Raw genomic sequence first — 15,926 nt, forward strand, 5'->3', positions numbered from 1 at the left:
CACGCTTACGGGAACGTCACCGTGGCCGAGCGCCCGCCTTCGAACGACGGATCGTTGCCCGCCGTCAGGCGAGCGCTGCCAAAAGTGAAATCATCGATCGCCAAGCCCACCAGGGAAAAACTGCTACCCCGCACGATGAGATGCGCCGTATCGCTCCCGAGGATGCTGCGATCAAGGGTGCCACTGATATCGGCGAGACTCAGACGCTTGAAACACTTGAATTTGGTCGCCGACGAGAAGGCCTGCTCGAACTCATTGATGATGGTGAACTGCACGTTGGGCTGCGTCGGGACTTGGTTGAGCAGATCCTCGGTACACGGCACCAGCACGACCTGGCTCTCCGATACCCCGGACTGCTCGGCTAGCAGAGTGAAGTGCAACTTGTCGGGGCACTGCTCGTAGGTGACTCCGTCGAGGGGAATACTGCCGGTGTAGTCGCCGTCGACCAAGCGGCGGAATGCGATACCGCTGTACCCGATGGTGCGGCCGTTGTTAGCGAAAACGATGGCGCGTCCTTGCAGCGCGTTGTGAAACTCAACTTCCGGGCGCGGTGCGATTACCGCACACTTCAACTCGCCTTCGCCAAAGAATGGCGGCACGCGGCTGAAGGTCGTGACATCGCTGAACCCTTTGCTCGCCAGCCACGAAACCGGCTGGAACGGGCTCATGCTGAGAAAGAAGCCGATCTCGTTGCAACTGTGGTCCGACGCGTCGCCGGAAACGTAGAAGCATTGCAGATCAATCGCCTGGTCGGTCAAATTCAGCAGCTCGATGCGTGTATCTTGAGTAGTCGGGATGACCTTGATGAAGGGGAGGACCACAAGCGCCGACGGCAGCTTCTGCGCCGGCGGGCCGGCCACCGCCTGTGTGGCCCCGAGCACCATCCCTAGCCCCAGCAACAATCGCGCAAGTCGCATCGTCTTCTGCCAATCCCGCGTTACCAAACCCGGCACCAACCCAGGCGAGCGCGCATCGTAAACGGCGCCGGGATGTAAATCAACCTAAAAACCGGACGCCGCACGAAATTCCGCGTTCCGCTTGGCGTTTTGCTGCATGCTCGCTATCGTACCGGGGTGGCGGACGAAGCGCGATTCTGTCAGCACTGCGGCGGCGCGTTACATCGGCGAGCCCTCGATACCCGCCAAGCATGCCCGGCATGCGGCCGAGTCAGCTATCGCAATCCCGCGGTCGGCGTCGCGGTCGTTGTGATGGAATCGGGACGGTTGCTGCTCGGGCGACGCCGGCGCGGACCCTACGCTGGACTGTGGTGCATCCCCTGCGGTTACGTCGAGTGGGACGAAGACATTCGCGACGCCGCGCGCCGCGAGTTTCTCGAAGAGACCGGTCTCGAAGTCGATCTCGGCGAGATCTGCGCCGTGCACTCGAACTTTCACGATCGCGCCCGCCAGACTGTCGGCGTCTGGTTCTGGGGCACGATTCGCGGCGGACGCCTGGCGGCGGCTGACGATCTCGACGAGGCGGCGTTCTTCGCGCTTGACGCGGCGCCGCGATTGGCGTTTCCCACCGATGGGGTGGTGATCGACACGCTGCGAAAGAAGTGAAGACCAGCGGTCGCGCTGGCTGCGGCTGAAACGCGCGCTCCACCGCGAGTTCACCTTGACTTTGCGGCGCCTTTCGGGGCAGATAATCGGCGATTGTCCCGGCACGTCCTGGCACCACCGCGACGTCCCTAGGGCAATACATCCGACACCAATCACGGTTTACTTTAAGGAGGAACAAAGATGGCGCGTTTGCTCGAAGGGAAGGTTGCGATCATCACCGGTGCGGGCCGCGGGATCGGTCGTGAGGAGGCACTGACGATGGCGCGACACGGCACCAAGGTCGTCGTCAACGATCTCGGCGGCGGGTTCGACGGCAGCGGGGCCAGCACCGGTCCGGCGCAAGATGTCGTAAACGAGATCAAGAAGATGGGCGGCGACGCGGTGGCCAATGGCGAAAGCGTCACCGATTTCAAAGGCGCGAAGCGCATCGTCCAATGCGCGATCGACACCTTCGGCAAGCTGAACATCGTCGTCAACAACGCCGGCATCCTGCGCGACCGCATGATCTTCAACATGGCCGAGGAGGATTGGGACGCGGTCATCGCTGTGCACCTCAAGGGTTCGTTCAACATGGCGCGGCATGCGTGCGAGTACTGGCGAGAGGAGCACAAGAAAGGCAACATCCTCAACGGTCGCGTCATCAATACCGCGTCCGACGCGGGACTGCTCGGCAACCTTGGCCAGGGGAACTACGGTTCAGCCAAGGCCGCACTGGCAGCGATGGCGATCATCATCGACAAAGAAATGGCCAAGTATGGCGTGACCGCGAATGCTATCGCGCCGATCGCTCGCACCCGGCTGACGGTTGATGCGACTCCCTCGACGGCGGCGATCATGGGCCGCGAAGTCAAGGAAGGCGAGTTCGACGCCTTCGGACCGCAGCACATCTCTCCGCTGGTAGCCTGGTTGGCCAGTGACGATGCGAAGGATGTGCACGGCGAAGTGTTCCGCGTCGGCGCCGGCACCGTCTGGCTCATGCAAGGCTGGCACGCCGTCGGAAAAGTATCGAAGCGCGCTGTTTGGGACGCTGCGGAGCTGGGAAGCGCCCTGAAGACAGAGTTAGGGAAGGGCGCGACCGCGAAGGAAGACATGACCGCCATGCTGATGACCGCGATGCAGGGGTGAAAGACAAGGTAGACGGTAGGCAGAGGGCGGTAGGCAGCAAGAGTCGAAGAGCGGCTTTGCCAGCCACTGCCTACTGTCTACTGCCCTCTGCGTACTACTCATGTCCTACCGCAACATTCTCTTCATCTGTCACGCCAACACCAGCCGCAGCATCATCGCGGAGGCGTTGCTCAAGAAGATGATCGCCGAGCGCGCGCTGCACGACCACCTGTCGGTGGAGTCGGGCGGCATCGCAGCCTACGCGCGCGACGGTGCACTGGTGTCGATGGACGCGCGCCTCGTTCTGCGTGACGAAGGCATTCACATCGCCCCCGAGTCGGTCTCCACCGATCTCAAGCGCAATCGTCACATGGTCGCCGATGCCGACCTCATCCTGGCGATGACGCAGGAACAGGTTCGCATGATTCGCGACGCCTTTCCCGAAGCCGACGGCAAAGCGGTGTTCACGCTCAAGGAGTTTGCCGGCGGTCAGGGCGACATCGAAGATCCCGCCGGCCGCGATGAAGATTTCTTCGCCGCCTGCCGCGACGAGATCAAGCGCTGCCTCGAGCAAGCCATCGAGCGGCTCGCGCCGCGTTGAGATCAGCCACCTCGCGTCATCTCGATATCTCGTCGATAGCCTCCCGCCGTGGACGGGAAGTCCCGCGATGCGCTATCGTCGTGCATGTCCTCGGTGCTGAAGTGTGCCGTGTACCTGCCCAACTTCGGCGCGCTCGGCTCAGCCCGAACCCTCGCGCAACTGGCCGCGGAGGCGGAAGCGGCGGGCTGGGACGGCTTCTTCATCTGGGATCACATCGCGCGCCCTATCGCGATCGACATGGTCGATCCGTGGGTCGCCCTCGCCGCAATCGCCATGCGCACCACCACCATCCGCATCGGTGCGCTGGTGACGCCGCTGCCGCGCCGCCGCCCCTGGAAGCTGGCGCGCGAAACCAGTTCGCTCGATCACCTCTCCGGCGGACGACTCGTCGTCGGTGTCGGCAGCGGCAGCTCGGGCGGGCGCGCGGTGGAATGGAGAAGCTTTGGCGAGGAGTGGAATGGAGAAGCTTTGGCGAGGAGATGAACGACAATGCGCGCGGCGCGATGGTCGATGAAGCGTTGGCGGTCCTCACCGGATTGTGGAGCGGCCAGCCGTTCAGCTTCGATGGCGCCTACTATCGCGTGACCGAGGCGCAGTTTCTTCCGCCCCCACTGCAGTCGCCGCGCATCCCGATCTGGATCGCGGGCAATTGGCCGAACCGGCCACCGATGCGCCGCGCGGCACGCTGGGACGGCGTATTCCCTTGGTTTGGACGTGAGGGCGAAAGCATCGCGCAGCTCAAAGCGGTCATCGACTACACATGCGCGCATCGCCACAGCGAAGCGCCCTTCGATGTCGTCTACCCAACGGCGCCGCTCGCTCGCCATGATCGGGCCGGCGCGGCGGCGGCCCTCGCTTCATTCGCCGATGCGGGCGCGACCTGGTGGCTTGAGCGCATCGAACCCGGTTACTTTGGTGGCACATGGCAGGGCCCATGGCCGTTCGAAGCGATGCGCGATCACATTCGCGGCGGCCCACCGAGAGAGTGAGATCAATGGACACATTCACAAGCAAGGTTGCGATCATCACCGGCGGTGCCTCCGGCATCGGCCAGGCGCTCGGCGCCGCGTTGGTGCTACGCGGCGCCCGGGTCGTGCTGGCGGATGTGAACGGCGACGGCGCGCGAGTGGCGGCGGCCGCGCTCGCAGCGGGCGCCGCCACCAGCGCAACGCTGGACGTCACCGACGCGGCCAGCGTCGAGCGTGTGATCAACGAGACGGCCTCGACGCTGGGCCGTCTCGACTATCTCTTCAACAACGCCGGCATCGCCACTATGGGCGACGCGCGTCACATGACGCTCGCGGACTGGAATCGACTCGTCGATGTGAACCTTCGCGGCGTCATCCACGGTGTCGTCGCCGCCTATCCGCTGATGATCCGACAAGGGTTCGGACACATCGTGAATACGGCGTCGCTCGCGGGTCTGGTGCCGCCGCCAGGCGCCACCGGCTACGCAATGACCAAGCACGCCGTGGTCGGCCTGTCGTTGGCGTTGCGCGGTGAGGCCGCCGCATACGGCGTGCGCGTCAGCGCCGTCTGTCCAGGCGTCATCGACACACCGATCAAAGATCACATGCAGTGGCTCAACACCACCCGCGACGCGGTGCTCAACGACATCCCGATACGATTGTATGCGCCCGACGCCTGCGCCCGCGACATCGTGAATGGCGTGGCACGCAATCGGGCGATCATCGTCGTCACCGTCCACGCGAAGATCGCCTGGTTGCTCTATCGCCTGGCGCCGCGGCTGATGCTGCGCGTCGGGCAAACGCTGGCGCAGCGCAGCGCGCTGCTCAAGCGATGAGCCGTTCTCGATACAGGAGCGCACCCGATGCCCACAGCTAGCGACGTTCATCCCCAGCAAGGCCGTCCGCTCACCAGCGACGACATCCTGCGCAACGCCGCCGCGCTCGCGCCGTGGCTACACGAGCGCGCCGACGCCATCGAATCGGCGCGTCGGTTACCGGATGACGTGGTCGCGCGGATGCGTGATGCCGGCATGTTCCGACTCACCATGCCGCGCATCTGGGGTGGACCGGAAATGACTCCGATGCAGCAGAACGAAGTGATCGAGACCCTGTCGCGCGCTGACGCATCGGTCGGCTGGTGCACGATGATCGGCTGCGACTCGGGGATCTACTCAGGCTACCTCGACGACACGGTCGCGCGCGCGATGTACCCGCGCCTCGACATGGTGCAGGCCGGCTGGGTCTACCCGGTCGGGCAAGCGCATCGTGTGCGCGGCGGATTCAAGGTGACGGGCAACTGGATGTTCGGCAGCGGCTGCACCCACTGCGACTGGCTCGCGGGCGGCTGTGTGGTGTTCGAGGATGGCGCGCCCCTGATGCGTCCCGACGGCCTGCCGGAGTGGCGCATCGTCATCGCCCAGCCCTCACAGTACGAGATCCTCGACACCTGGTTCACCACAGGACTCAGCGGCAGCGGCAGCAACGACTACCGTTGCAGCGATCTCTTCGTTCCCGAAGAACACTCCTTCAGCTTTTTCGAACCGAAGCGCGCGGGCATTCTGTGGAAGCGGGCCGACACGTTACTGCGCAAGATGTCGGCAATCCCGCTCGGCATCGCCCGCGCCGCCATCGACACGGTCGTCGACATCGTCGCTGAGAAAGTGGAGTTGCCGTCCTTCAAGCGCTACCGCGACCTTCCGAGAGTGCAGTCCGCTGTCGCCGAGGCGGAGAGTCTCTACGGCGCGGCCCGCGCCTACGTCTACGACTCGCTCGCCACGCAATGGGCGAAACTCGAAGCCGATGCGGAGCTGACCAAGGCCGAGCGCGCCAATGTCTGGTTGTCGCGCACCAACGCGTTCCAATCGGCGCGCCGCATCGTCCAAGCGATGTACGACACCATTGGGGGCAGCGCGATCTACAGCCGCAAGAGTCCGCTCGATCGTCACCTGCGCGATATCGAAACCATCTGCCAGCACATCGTCGGACAGACGAAGGGCTGGGAAGCCGTCGGCGGCATGCTGCTCGATGCGGAGCAAGCCGCGCCCAATCCGTTTCTATAAGGTGACGAAGATGATCGACGTCCCGGTTCTCATCGCCGGTGGTGGTCCGGTTGGTCTCGTGCTCGCGCACGAGCTGCGCTATCGCGGCATCCGCGCTCTGCTCGTCGAACGCAATCCGACCACGACGCGGCATCCGAAGATGGACGTCACCAACGGGCGCAGCCTCGAGCATTTCCGCCGCTTGGGGATCGCACCTGCCGTCCGTGCCGCCGCCGTGCCTGAAGACCATCCGATGGATGTCATTTGGGTCACGCGTGCCGCCGAGTACGAAGTGGCGCGCTTCGCGTATCCATCGGTGATCGAAACGCGCGAGATCATCCGTCGCACCAACGACGGCTCGCTGCCGCTCGAACCGTACATGCGTATCTCGCAAGTTGTGCTCGAACCGGTGCTGAAGGAGCTGCTCGAACGCGATGCATCCGAGATCGAACTGCGCTTCGGTTGGGGGTTGGAATCATTCACGCAAGACGCTGGCGGCGTTACGGCGGTGATTCGCGAGACCGCGACGGGCCGCACCGAAACCGTGCGCTGCGCGTACCTGGCCGGGTGCGACGGCGGCGGCAGCACCGCCCGCAAACAGCTCGGCATCCAACTCGAAGGCCAATCGCGCGTCGCCGAACTCTTCATGATTCATTTCCGTTCGCGCGCGCTCGACGTGCTGCAGAAGTTTGGCGTGTCGTGGCACGTCCAGTCGCCCATCGGCGGCACGCTGATCGCGCAAGACGATCGCGAGATCTGGACCCTGCACACGCCGTTGCCGCCGGGAGTTGACGCCGCCGCGGTCGACCCGCGGGCGTTGCTCTTTCAATGCCTCGGCGCGGCAATCGATTGCGAGATCCTGGTGGCGAACATGTGGACGCCGCATCTACTGGTCGCCGAGCAGTACGGCGCCGGCCGCGTGTGGCTGGCCGGCGATGCAGTGCATCAGTACATCCCGACCGGCGGTTACGGCATGAATACCGGCGTCGGCGACGCCGTCGATCTCGGCTGGAAGCTCGCCGCACAATTGCAAGGCTGGGGTGGCCCGCGGTTGCTGGAGAGCTACGAAGCCGAACGGCGGCCGATCGGGCTGCGCAATCGCGAAGCGTCACAGCGCCACATGGGCGTGCGTCTGAAGATCCTGTTCGACCACTACGATCCGTCCGCACACGAAGAGTCGCCAGCGGGTGCGGCCGCGCGCCGCGCGCTGGGAGAAGGCATCCTCGCGCTCGGCAACGCCGAGAACGAGAGCCTCGGCATCGAAATCGGCTATCGCTACGAGCACTCGCCAATCATCTGTGGTGAGGACGGCGAAGCGCCGCCGGCCGATCCGCTGCGCTACACGCCGTCGACATGGCCGGGCGTGCGCGCGCCGAGCGTGTTCCTCGCCGATGGCAGCGCGCTGTTCGATCGCTTCGGACCCGGATTTACGCTTGTGCGGTTCGCGGACTGTCCGACCGAGGCATTCGAGCGGGCCGCGCGCGAGCGCGGTGTGCCGCTGCACGTACTCGACGTGCGCGAGCCACGCGTGCAAGCGATCTATCAACGCGCCCTGGTGTTGGTGCGCCCAGATCTACACATTGCGTGGCGCGGCGATGCGGCGCCGGGTGACGCCGCTTTAATCATTGATCGAGCGCGCGGCGCGGCGTAGTGAGAAGGCCAGGCAATACGATATTCGAAGGAGGGGAGATCATGGCGCAGCGAATTCTGAGTTGGCTTCTGGCGTTGCTGTTTGTCGCGTCCGGCGCACCCAAGATCATCGGCGTCGCGCAGGTGGCCGCTGGGTTCGAGCACATGGGTTACTCGGCGAATTTCCGGCTACTGATCGGCGTCCTCGAGATCGCGGGCGGTGTGGCGCTGCTGGTGCCGCCGGTTGCGCGCTACGGGAACGCCTTGCTCGTCGCCATCATGCTCGGGGCGACGTGGAGCGTCCTGAGCGTTGGCGAGGCGGTGGCGCCACCGCTCATCGTCGGCGCGCTGCTGGTCGTGCTGGCGATCCTGCGCGAGCGGGGCTCCGCGCCCACGCGAGTCGGCGACAGCGGCTGACGCGGCGGTTTCTCGCGGGGACAACGAATGGACGCTGACCTTTGCTGCCGAACGCTCACCGACACCGCGCGCATGCTGCGACGACGGGAGATCTCACCCGTCGAGTTGACGCGCGCGGTGCTGGCGCGCATCGAGCGTCTGGACCCGCCCCTGCACAGCTACATTACGATCACCGCGGACCGCGCGCTCGACCACGCACAAAAGGCAGAGCGCGAGTTGTCCGCGGGAACCGATCGCGGCCCGCTCCACGGCGTACCGATCGCCGTGAAGGATCTGATGTTCATCCGTGGCGTACGGACAACCTGCGCGTCGCGCGTGCTCGACGACTTCGTCCCCTACTACGACGCGACCGTCGTCGAACGCCTCGAAGCCGCCGGCGCGGTCATCCTCGGCAAACTCAACCTGACTGAGTTCGCGATGAGCGGCTACGCGCGGTCGCTGCCGATCCCGCTCAACCCATGGGACAAGACCCGCAGCCCGGGGGGCTCGTCGAGCGGTTCGGGCGTCGCAACGGCGGTCGGCTTGTGCTTCGCGTCGCTCGGAACCGACACCGGTGGATCAATCCGCGGTCCATCGGCGTGGTGCGGCGTGGTCGGACTCAAGCCCACCTACGGGCGGGTCAGCCGCTACGGCGTCTTTCCGCTCGGCATGACGCTCGATCACGTAGGGCCGATGACCCGCAGCGTCGCCGACGCGGCCGCGATGCTCGACGTGATGGCCGGGCGCGACCCCCACGACCCAACTTCGCTCGATGCCCCCGCCCCGCAATGCAGCGCCGCGCTGACGCGCGGCGTGCGTGGCGTGCGCATCGGCGTCGACGAACACTTCGCGCGCGACTTCTCACACCCCGATGTCAGTGCAGCGCTCTTCGCGGCGCTCGAAGTCCTGAAACAGCAGGGTGCCGAACTGATCGCAGTATCCCTGCCCGATGTCGGCGAGCTGCTCGAAGAATGGTTCGTCATCTGTGCCGCTGAAGCGGTGGTCGGACACGCAGCCACCTATCCGTCGCGGGCGGATGCGTACGGTCCGAGCTTTCGTTCGTTCCTCGACTACGGCGCGGGCTTGCGGGCCCAGGACTACGCCCGCGCGCACGTGCGGCGGGTCGAGTTCGCGCGCCGCTTTCAGGCCATCTTCGAGGCGGCCGATGTGTTCGCCTGTCCCGGCATGTTCATGCAAGCGCCACCGGCGGACGCGGTCGATCCTTACGGTCCCATCACTCCGGCGCTCGCGCCATTCCTTCGCTACACCGCCCCGTTCAATTTCAGCGGCAATCCGACGCTGTCGGTACCCGCGGGTTTCAGTGATGACGGCTTGCCCCACGGCATCCAACTCGTCGGCCCATTGCTCGGCGAGGCGGCCCTCTGCCAGGTTGGTCACGCCTACGAGCAAGCCACCCAGTGGCACCATCGCCGACCGCCGATCGGGTGAGCAGCGTCGGGAAGGCCACCGCACTCATAAGCGTCGCAGTCGTCGCATCAGTTCAGCGAGACGCCAGAGGCCGCGGACGTTGTCGCCGGTGAAGCTGGCGCCGGCGTTGGCGATGATGAAGTGACCGCAGCCGGCGTCGACCAATGGCGCCACCTCGTCGCAGATCTGTTGCGCGCTGCCGGCATACATCAGCGTCAGCAGCAACTCGGGAATCATCATCGCCACCGCGCGGTCGATCTCGACATCGCTGATACGCGTCGGCACGATGTCGAGAAAACCGCGATGCGCGTCACCAAGCGGATGCGTGAGCCCGTGCGCACGCCACACGTCAGCCGGAACGCCGAGGGTCAAGGTTGCACAGAAGCGACTCTTCATGGCTCGCTCGAGCACCTGCTCGCGACTCTCACCGAGCGCGACCAGCATCGTATGTGTCGCGCTGAAACCATCCATGCGCCGGCCGGCCTTGTCGGCCGCGCTCCGAATGACAGCCAGGCGGTTGCGGTATTCCACCGCGGACACCTTCTGACCCGGTAGCCAGCCGTCGCCGAAACGTCCGGCGAGCCGCAGCATGCGCGGAAAGTGTGCGGCGACGAATAGCCGCGGCGGCTTGCCGTTGTAGAGCGGCAAACGGAACACGGCATCGCGCAGCCGCCAAAATCGTCCATCGTAACTGATCGGCTCGCCGCCGCTGTTCCATAACAACCGAATGATGGTGAGCGCTTCTTCGAGACGGGCAACGTTGTCGGCATATGGCAGACCATACGGCTCGGTGTTCTCACGGATGCCGTTGCCGATGCCGAGAATCGCGCGACCCTTCGAGATGTGGTCGAGCGTGACGAACGACTGCGCCAGCGACATCGGGTGTCGTCGAATGCTTTCGGTGACCGACGTCCCGACGTCGACACCGCGTATGCGCGTCGCGGTGACGGCGAGCAACTGCAGCGGATCGAAGAGCGCGTCGAGCGACGGCACCACGCGCGCGGCCGGTGTGATCTCCGGGCGCCACACCTGCGCCGGTGTAAAACTCATGAAGTGATCCGGGAGCCACACCGCCGACGCGCCCATCCATCGCGCCAGCCGCAGGTTGACGCGCGACAGCCACAGCGGATGCACGCAGGCGTCTTGATAGCCAACCGTTACTCGTCCCATGCTCTACCCTCCACGCCGGTTCCTTCGCTCCGACCTAGCACGCGTCGCGACCCGAAATCACTCTTCGCTTGCAACCGGGCTCTGTGAGTTGGAGAACAGCGGGCGCAGGAGGAGACGATGGCGTATCGAGTGATTCAATGGGCGACGGGCAACGTAGGACGGATCGCGGTGCAGGGCGTGTTGTCGCATCCGCAACTCGAATTGGTCGGCGCCTGGGTGCATAGCGCGGAGAAAGCCGGACACGATGTCGGCGAGCTGTGCGGACTCGATCGGTTAGGCATCGCGGCGACGGCGAGCGTAGACGAGATCCTCGCGATGCCGGCCGACTGCGTGGTGTACAGCCCGCTGTTGCCGCAGCTCGACGAGGTCGTGCGCTTGCTCGAGTCGGGGAAGAACGTGGTCACACCGGTTGGATGGTTCTATCCATTCAAGACACCCGGTGTCGCAGAATTGGAAGCCGCGTGCCGCAAGGGCGGCGTCTCGCTCCACGGTACCGGCATTCACCCCGGCGGCATCACCGAGCTGCTTCCACTCACCGTGTCGTCGCTGTGCCGCAACGTGCGCCACGTGCGAGCGGAAGAGTTTTCTGACATCCGTGTGTACCGCGCGGAACTGGTGGTGCGCGAGATCATGCTGTTCGGCAAACACCCGGACGAGGCGCAGGCGAGTCCGATGCTCGATCTACTCGGATTCGGCTTCGGCCAATCGATCGATATGCTCGCCGCGGGACTCGGCCTGCAGCTCGACGAACGCAAGGGTGGCACGCACGAAATGGCGGTGGCCACCGCGCCGATCGACACCCCGATCGGCGTCCTCGATCGCGGCACCATCGCCGCGCAACGGTTCACCTGGCAAGGACTCGTGGGCGGCACACCGGTCATCACCGTACGGGTCAATTGGCTGATGGGCGAGCAGCATCTCGATCCGCCATGGACAATCGGTGGCGAGCGCTTCGAGGTTGAGGTCGAAGGCGATCCCTCCATCCACGTGACCTTCCGCGGCTTGCAGCCGCCGTTCGAGACTGCGGACCTCGACCGCAACCCGGGAATCGTCGCGACGGCGATGCACTGTGTGAACTCGATCCCCTACGTCTGCGAAGCACCGCCGGGAATTCGCACCTACCTCGACATGCCGCTGATCAGCGGCCGCGCCGACACCACTTTGCGGCGGTGATTCGCCAACCCGGGTGGAGGAGGTGTGTTCTATGCCGCGGCATGCGTGCGCCTTGCTCCCGTGCTCTCGGCGATGTACGACGCGGCATGACCAACGCAACGATCACGCTGCTCACCGAGGATACCGACGTTGCGCTTGCCGCGCAGGTGAGTGGCGATGATCTCTGGCTGGCGGGACCCGAGCTGATGCGCGCGACGGGCTGGACGCTCACGCGTGACGGCTTTTGCCGCGGCTCACTCTGCGTGCCGATTCCACCGGGACGGGAGGCCGAGTTCGCGCGCTCCGACGGCAGCGTGAACCTCGCCGCACTTGCGCGGCACATGGGCCAAGTGTTGGTTCACGACGACAGCGCGACCGTTTGGGTGCTCGATGCCAGCACGGCCGCTCGCAGTGCGGCGCGTACGTCGTTGGAGGCGCCGGACTTCACGTTGCCCGACCTCGGCGGTCGCATGCACTCGCTGCACGAGCATCGCGGCAAGAAAGTTCTGCTCGCCTCTTGGGCCTCCTGGTGAGGTTGCCGCATGGACCTGCCGGTCTGGCAGGCACTCTACACTGAACTCGCGCCGCGCAACTTCGTCGTGATTACGGTCGCCATGGACACCGGCGGTGCGGCCGATGCCGCTCAATGGATCGAGCCAGCCGCGCCGACGCATCCGAGTCTGATTGACGTGCACCACCGCGTCGCCGAGTTGTACGACTGGGTCAACGTTCCATCGATTGCGTGGATCGATGAAGCGGGTCATATCGTACGACCCAACGACCCCGGATTCGCCGGCGAATTTTTCCGCGGCATGATGGAACCCGACTTCGACTTCCCAGCGATGCTCGCCGAGCATCAACGCCACCAACAACGCTACCTCGCGGCCGTGCGCGACTGGGTCGAGCGCGGTCCCGCGTGTCCCTACGCGCTCACACCAGAGCAAGTGCGTGAGCGCTTGGCCGGACCGAATCCCGACCACGCGCGCGCCGCCGCGTACTTCCGCCTCGGGACTTTCCTGCAACAGCACGAACGCGGCGACGCCGCGCAGGCTGCGTTCGCACAAGCCAAGGCGCTGCGCCCCGAAAGTTGGAACTACAAACGCCAAGCTTGGCACCTCGAAGAGATCGGTAAATCCGGCGGCCCCGAGTTCTGGGCCGAAGTGAAAGCGCTCGGCGACCGTCCGTACTATCCGCGCTCGGAACTGTGAATCGTCTCCCTCATGGTCTCTTCGATGCGCGATAGGCATCGATCACCGACCACAGCGCGATCACCAGGAACGGCAGCGAGGCGACCAGCACGTTGTGCAGCCCTGGCGTCGGATCGCTCAGATCAATCTCGACGTCCACCGGGCTGAACGGCCCAAACGCGGTCACCACGCCGGCGACACCGAACAGCAAGGCCTTTAGTTTCTCGCGGTTGTACAGTTGTCCCAAGCCCGGGAAGATACTCGAGAGCACGACGGCGACGGCGGGACGGCGACGCGGTGGCGATGCGCTGGTTGCATTGCTCGGTGACATCGGCGCTCAGGATAGGTCAGTGCGGAGACGGCGTAAACCCACGCACGCCATGGGGCCCACGGTTTCGCGAAGGCTTTACTGCGCGCCGTCGCGCCCGGACTGCCGATGCTCGATGAGATAGTTGGCGATGATCTGCGCGACCTGCTCGGCGCCGGTCTCGTTGAAATGACAGTCATCGTAGAAGACGGTCGTGTCCTTCGGCAGTTGCGCGGCGAGATCGATGACCTCGATCTGATACTTGCGACAGGTCTCGACCAGCGCCGCGTTGTACAAGTCCATTCCCTGCGCGAGCGCCTCGACGCTGTAGTACTCGTGCTCAGATTCGACCTGGAAGTCGCCGACGCCGCCCAACCACAGCAGCGCTTCCAAGTCCGGTGAGAGTCCCGCTTTCCACAGCGTGGGCTGAGTCAGAAAGATGAGGCGGCGACCGTGTGCGCGCGCGGTCGCAATCATGTCCTCAACCTCGAGGCGGTACTCGTTGATCGCGTCGGTGAGGTCAGGCAGCGTTCGTCGGATTGCCGTCGCCTGCCGCCGGTGTTGCCGGTAGGTTTCATACCCTCCGGGTACTCGATGACGCTCGCGCGCAACGTCCTGGCGGCTGTAGAGTAAGTATGCCCATTGCCACAGCGCGAGGCGTCGATACCAAGCGGGGCCAGCGAACACGCGCCGCGGATGGATCATGAAGGCCGCGTCGATGTACTCATCCTCAAAGTCGGCACTCGTAAGAGACTGCGGCCGATAGTCGTCGTGGGAAAGACGCAGCGATAAATCGTTGATGCCGGTCAACACCAGCACGGTCTGGATCTGCGGCAGATGCGGCAGGAGGTAGCGCAGCTGCAGCACATGGTGCGGCGCCTTGCGACCGCTCATGCCGATATTCCCCACCCACACGGACTGATCGCCCCGCTGCGCGTTGAGTTTCGCTTGCAAGCGAGCGGGCCACGTTTTCGGCTGATCGAGCACATAACACTCGGTCGTGCTGCCGCCGACGGCCAACAGCGCGTGCGTGTGCGACGGCTGGAGTTCGTCGCCACGCATCCCGAGTGAATTGGTGCGAAACTCGCCGGTTCCCGCGACCCCGGGCAGCCTGCCCGGAGCCATGTCGAGCACGCGCCGCAACTGCGGCGGCCAGACGAAATAGTCGTGATCGGAGAAATAAAAACGACGAAGGAGCCCCTCGCAAATCACCAAGCCGAGCACCACACCGCCAAGCGCGGCTCCGAGCTTCCACAAGAGCCGCCGCTGTGGCCGCTGCGCGCCTGCGGGTGCGGTGGACGCCGCCGCTCGCACGTCAGCCCATCGTGTCGACGACTACGGCGGCGGTTCCGGGTGACAGCGTGAAGTGCATGCCGTCCTTGCCCAGCACGACCTCGCCGTTCCACGCATCGGACACGCCGCGGAGAAACATCCACCGCGCGACGAAGTTTTGCAGCGGCGGGACGATGTGCGTGAACGCCAACATGCGCACGTTCGCGGCCTTCGCCACTTGCGCCGCTTCAATCGGCGTCGTGTGGTAGGTGACCACGTCGCTGGTGAGTTTCGCCCAGCGCGTCAGGCCGTGGTCGCGCGCGTAGCGTTGGACGGGTTCGATCATCCGCGCCGCGAGCGCCTCGTGCACCAACAGATCCGCATCGTGGGCGTGATGAATGAGGTTGTCGCTCTTCTTCGTGTCGCCGCTGATGATCACGGAACGTCCGCGGTAGTCGAACCGATAGCCATAGGCGGGAGCCACCGGCGCGTGATCCACCGCGAACGCCGTGACACGCAGGCCGTCGGCTTCGAACACCAGTCCCGCCTCGCCAGGCCTAGGCAACGTGATCGTCTTCGCGATCGCGGCAGCGCCATCCGGCGGCATTGCCTCCGCGCCGTGGTGCGCAACGCGGTACTCCGTGTCGAACCCGTAGGCCTGGCGAAAACCGAAGACGACCTGCTCCACGCCGGGCGGACCGAAGACTGTCAGTGGCTTGCTCCGTCCGGCAATCCAGCTCTGCACCACGACTTCGCCCAACGCGCCGATGTGATCGGAGTGGAAGTGGGTGAGCAACACCGCATCGAGCCGCGCGCGCGGCAAACGCTCGGATGCCACCTTGCTCCACGAACCGGGTCCGACATCGACGAGCAGAAAGTGGCCGCCGGCGAGCACCGCGGTGCACGGGCCCGCGCGCTCGGGATCGGCCAACGGAGTTCCCGTCCCGCAGAGGACAACGTGGAGATTGCCGTCGTCGAGCAGATCGCTGCGGTCGCCTGTGAGCGCCCGTCCAGCCATCCGCTCGATGATGCGCGACTCGATCTGGTCACATCCGCTGAAGGCGATCGCGAACAGAACCACCACGAGTGAGCTTCGTCGACGTGCAATCAT

The 15,926-nt window shown here is 65.1% G+C and carries 16 protein-coding genes and 1 pseudogene; 12 read left to right on the top strand and 5 right to left on the bottom strand.

All coding sequences use genetic code 11. From position 1 onward, the window contains the following. Nucleotides 1-5 precede the first annotated feature (5 nt). The gene (locus HYR72_06635) at nucleotides 6-917 is read right to left on the bottom strand and encodes a hypothetical protein (GenBank protein MBI1814635.1); all 912 of its coding nucleotides are present in this window, start codon (nucleotides 915-917) and stop codon (nucleotides 6-8) included. Nucleotides 918-1,208: 291 nt separating this feature from the next. On the opposite strand from HYR72_06635, the gene HYR72_06640 reads away from it, so the two are divergent. From HYR72_06640 to HYR72_06680, 9 genes and pseudogenes are all read left to right on the top strand, one after another. Further along, nucleotides 1,209-1,562, top strand: a complete 354-nt coding sequence (locus HYR72_06640) for an NUDIX hydrolase (protein ID MBI1814636.1) — start codon at nucleotides 1,209-1,211, stop codon at nucleotides 1,560-1,562. Between the two features lie 180 nt (nucleotides 1,563-1,742). After that, nucleotides 1,743-2,687 (top strand): SDR family NAD(P)-dependent oxidoreductase, encoded by a 945-nt coding sequence (locus HYR72_06645; GenBank protein MBI1814637.1) that lies wholly within the window; start codon nucleotides 1,743-1,745, stop codon nucleotides 2,685-2,687. A gap of 100 nt (nucleotides 2,688-2,787) precedes the next feature. Beyond that, nucleotides 2,788-3,267 (top strand): low molecular weight protein arginine phosphatase, encoded by a 480-nt coding sequence (locus HYR72_06650; GenBank protein ID MBI1814638.1) that lies wholly within the window; start codon nucleotides 2,788-2,790, stop codon nucleotides 3,265-3,267. 96 nt (nucleotides 3,268-3,363) lie between these two features. Continuing rightward, nucleotides 3,364-4,256, top strand: a pseudogene (locus tag HYR72_06655) (LLM class flavin-dependent oxidoreductase). A gap of 5 nt (nucleotides 4,257-4,261) precedes the next feature. After that, complete coding sequence (locus HYR72_06660) at nucleotides 4,262-5,071, top strand: SDR family oxidoreductase (GenBank protein MBI1814639.1); 810 nt, start codon at nucleotides 4,262-4,264, stop codon at nucleotides 5,069-5,071. Between the two features lie 27 nt (nucleotides 5,072-5,098). Then, entirely contained in the window at nucleotides 5,099-6,295 is a 1,197-nt protein-coding gene (locus HYR72_06665) for an acyl-CoA dehydrogenase family protein (protein ID MBI1814640.1), read from the top strand. A 10-nt stretch (nucleotides 6,296-6,305) separates the two neighbouring features. After that, nucleotides 6,306-7,925 (top strand): FAD-dependent monooxygenase, encoded by a 1,620-nt coding sequence (locus HYR72_06670; protein MBI1814641.1) that lies wholly within the window; start codon nucleotides 6,306-6,308, stop codon nucleotides 7,923-7,925. A gap of 41 nt (nucleotides 7,926-7,966) precedes the next feature. Next, nucleotides 7,967-8,320 (top strand): DoxX family protein, encoded by a 354-nt coding sequence (locus tag HYR72_06675; protein MBI1814642.1) that lies wholly within the window; start codon nucleotides 7,967-7,969, stop codon nucleotides 8,318-8,320. Between the two features lie 27 nt (nucleotides 8,321-8,347). Beyond that, a complete protein-coding gene (locus HYR72_06680) occupies nucleotides 8,348-9,748 on the top strand; it encodes an amidase (protein MBI1814643.1) in 1,401 nt (466 codons plus the stop codon). Between the two features lie 24 nt (nucleotides 9,749-9,772). Here HYR72_06680 and HYR72_06685 read toward each other — a convergent pair whose 3' ends face one another. Further along, nucleotides 9,773-10,897: an LLM class flavin-dependent oxidoreductase gene (locus tag HYR72_06685; GenBank protein MBI1814644.1), complete on the bottom strand. Its 1,125-nt coding sequence runs from the start codon at nucleotides 10,895-10,897 to the stop codon at nucleotides 9,773-9,775. 117 nt (nucleotides 10,898-11,014) lie between these two features. Between HYR72_06685 and HYR72_06690 the strand changes: the two genes are divergently transcribed. The 3 genes from HYR72_06690 to HYR72_06700 all read left to right on the top strand — a co-directional run bounded on the left by HYR72_06690 (nucleotide 11,015) and on the right by HYR72_06700 (nucleotide 13,257). Further along, a complete protein-coding gene (locus tag HYR72_06690) occupies nucleotides 11,015-12,070 on the top strand; it encodes a dihydrodipicolinate reductase (GenBank protein ID MBI1814645.1) in 1,056 nt (351 codons plus the stop codon). A gap of 86 nt (nucleotides 12,071-12,156) precedes the next feature. Then, nucleotides 12,157-12,582: a hypothetical protein gene (locus HYR72_06695; protein MBI1814646.1), complete on the top strand. Its 426-nt coding sequence runs from the start codon at nucleotides 12,157-12,159 to the stop codon at nucleotides 12,580-12,582. Nucleotides 12,583-12,591: 9 nt separating this feature from the next. After that, complete coding sequence (locus HYR72_06700; protein ID MBI1814647.1) at nucleotides 12,592-13,257, top strand: TlpA family protein disulfide reductase; 666 nt, start codon at nucleotides 12,592-12,594, stop codon at nucleotides 13,255-13,257. 10 nt (nucleotides 13,258-13,267) lie between these two features. Here HYR72_06700 and HYR72_06705 read toward each other — a convergent pair whose 3' ends face one another. From HYR72_06705 to HYR72_06715, 3 genes are all read right to left on the bottom strand, one after another. Beyond that, the gene (locus HYR72_06705; GenBank protein MBI1814648.1) at nucleotides 13,268-13,567 is read right to left on the bottom strand and encodes a hypothetical protein; all 300 of its coding nucleotides are present in this window, start codon (nucleotides 13,565-13,567) and stop codon (nucleotides 13,268-13,270) included. A 75-nt stretch (nucleotides 13,568-13,642) separates the two neighbouring features. Then, entirely contained in the window at nucleotides 13,643-14,857 is a 1,215-nt protein-coding gene (locus HYR72_06710) for an SGNH/GDSL hydrolase family protein (GenBank protein MBI1814649.1), read from the bottom strand. 1 nt (nucleotide 14,858) lies between these two features. Next, on the bottom strand, nucleotides 14,859-15,899 hold the full coding sequence (locus tag HYR72_06715) for an MBL fold metallo-hydrolase (protein MBI1814650.1): 1,041 nt from the start codon (nucleotides 15,897-15,899) through the stop codon (nucleotides 14,859-14,861). Nucleotides 15,900-15,926: the final 27 nt, after the last annotated feature.

It is taken from the genome of Deltaproteobacteria bacterium, assembly GCA_016178705.1.
Lineage (GTDB): Bacteria > Desulfobacterota > Binatia > HRBIN30 > JACQVA1 > JACOST01.

What these genes read in the sequence shown, in the direction of transcription:
- HYR72_06635 (MBI1814635.1), bottom strand. Translation starts at nt 917, where the DNA reads ATGCGACTTGCGCGATTGTTGCTGGGGCTAGGGATGGTGCTCGGGGCC.
- HYR72_06640 (MBI1814636.1), top strand. Translation starts at nt 1,209, where the DNA reads ATGGAATCGGGACGGTTGCTGCTCGGGCGACGCCGGCGCGGACCCTAC.
- HYR72_06645 (MBI1814637.1), top strand. Translation starts at nt 1,743, where the DNA reads ATGGCGCGTTTGCTCGAAGGGAAGGTTGCGATCATCACCGGTGCGGGC.
- HYR72_06650 (MBI1814638.1), top strand. Translation starts at nt 2,788, where the DNA reads ATGTCCTACCGCAACATTCTCTTCATCTGTCACGCCAACACCAGCCGC.
- HYR72_06660 (MBI1814639.1), top strand. Translation starts at nt 4,262, where the DNA reads ATGGACACATTCACAAGCAAGGTTGCGATCATCACCGGCGGTGCCTCC.
- HYR72_06665 (MBI1814640.1), top strand. Translation starts at nt 5,099, where the DNA reads ATGCCCACAGCTAGCGACGTTCATCCCCAGCAAGGCCGTCCGCTCACC.
- HYR72_06670 (MBI1814641.1), top strand. Translation starts at nt 6,306, where the DNA reads ATGATCGACGTCCCGGTTCTCATCGCCGGTGGTGGTCCGGTTGGTCTC.
- HYR72_06675 (MBI1814642.1), top strand. Translation starts at nt 7,967, where the DNA reads ATGGCGCAGCGAATTCTGAGTTGGCTTCTGGCGTTGCTGTTTGTCGCG.
- HYR72_06680 (MBI1814643.1), top strand. Translation starts at nt 8,348, where the DNA reads ATGGACGCTGACCTTTGCTGCCGAACGCTCACCGACACCGCGCGCATG.
- HYR72_06685 (MBI1814644.1), bottom strand. Translation starts at nt 10,897, where the DNA reads ATGGGACGAGTAACGGTTGGCTATCAAGACGCCTGCGTGCATCCGCTG.
- HYR72_06690 (MBI1814645.1), top strand. Translation starts at nt 11,015, where the DNA reads ATGGCGTATCGAGTGATTCAATGGGCGACGGGCAACGTAGGACGGATC.
- HYR72_06695 (MBI1814646.1), top strand. Translation starts at nt 12,157, where the DNA reads ATGACCAACGCAACGATCACGCTGCTCACCGAGGATACCGACGTTGCG.
- HYR72_06700 (MBI1814647.1), top strand. Translation starts at nt 12,592, where the DNA reads ATGGACCTGCCGGTCTGGCAGGCACTCTACACTGAACTCGCGCCGCGC.
- HYR72_06705 (MBI1814648.1), bottom strand. Translation starts at nt 13,567, where the DNA reads ATGTCACCGAGCAATGCAACCAGCGCATCGCCACCGCGTCGCCGTCCC.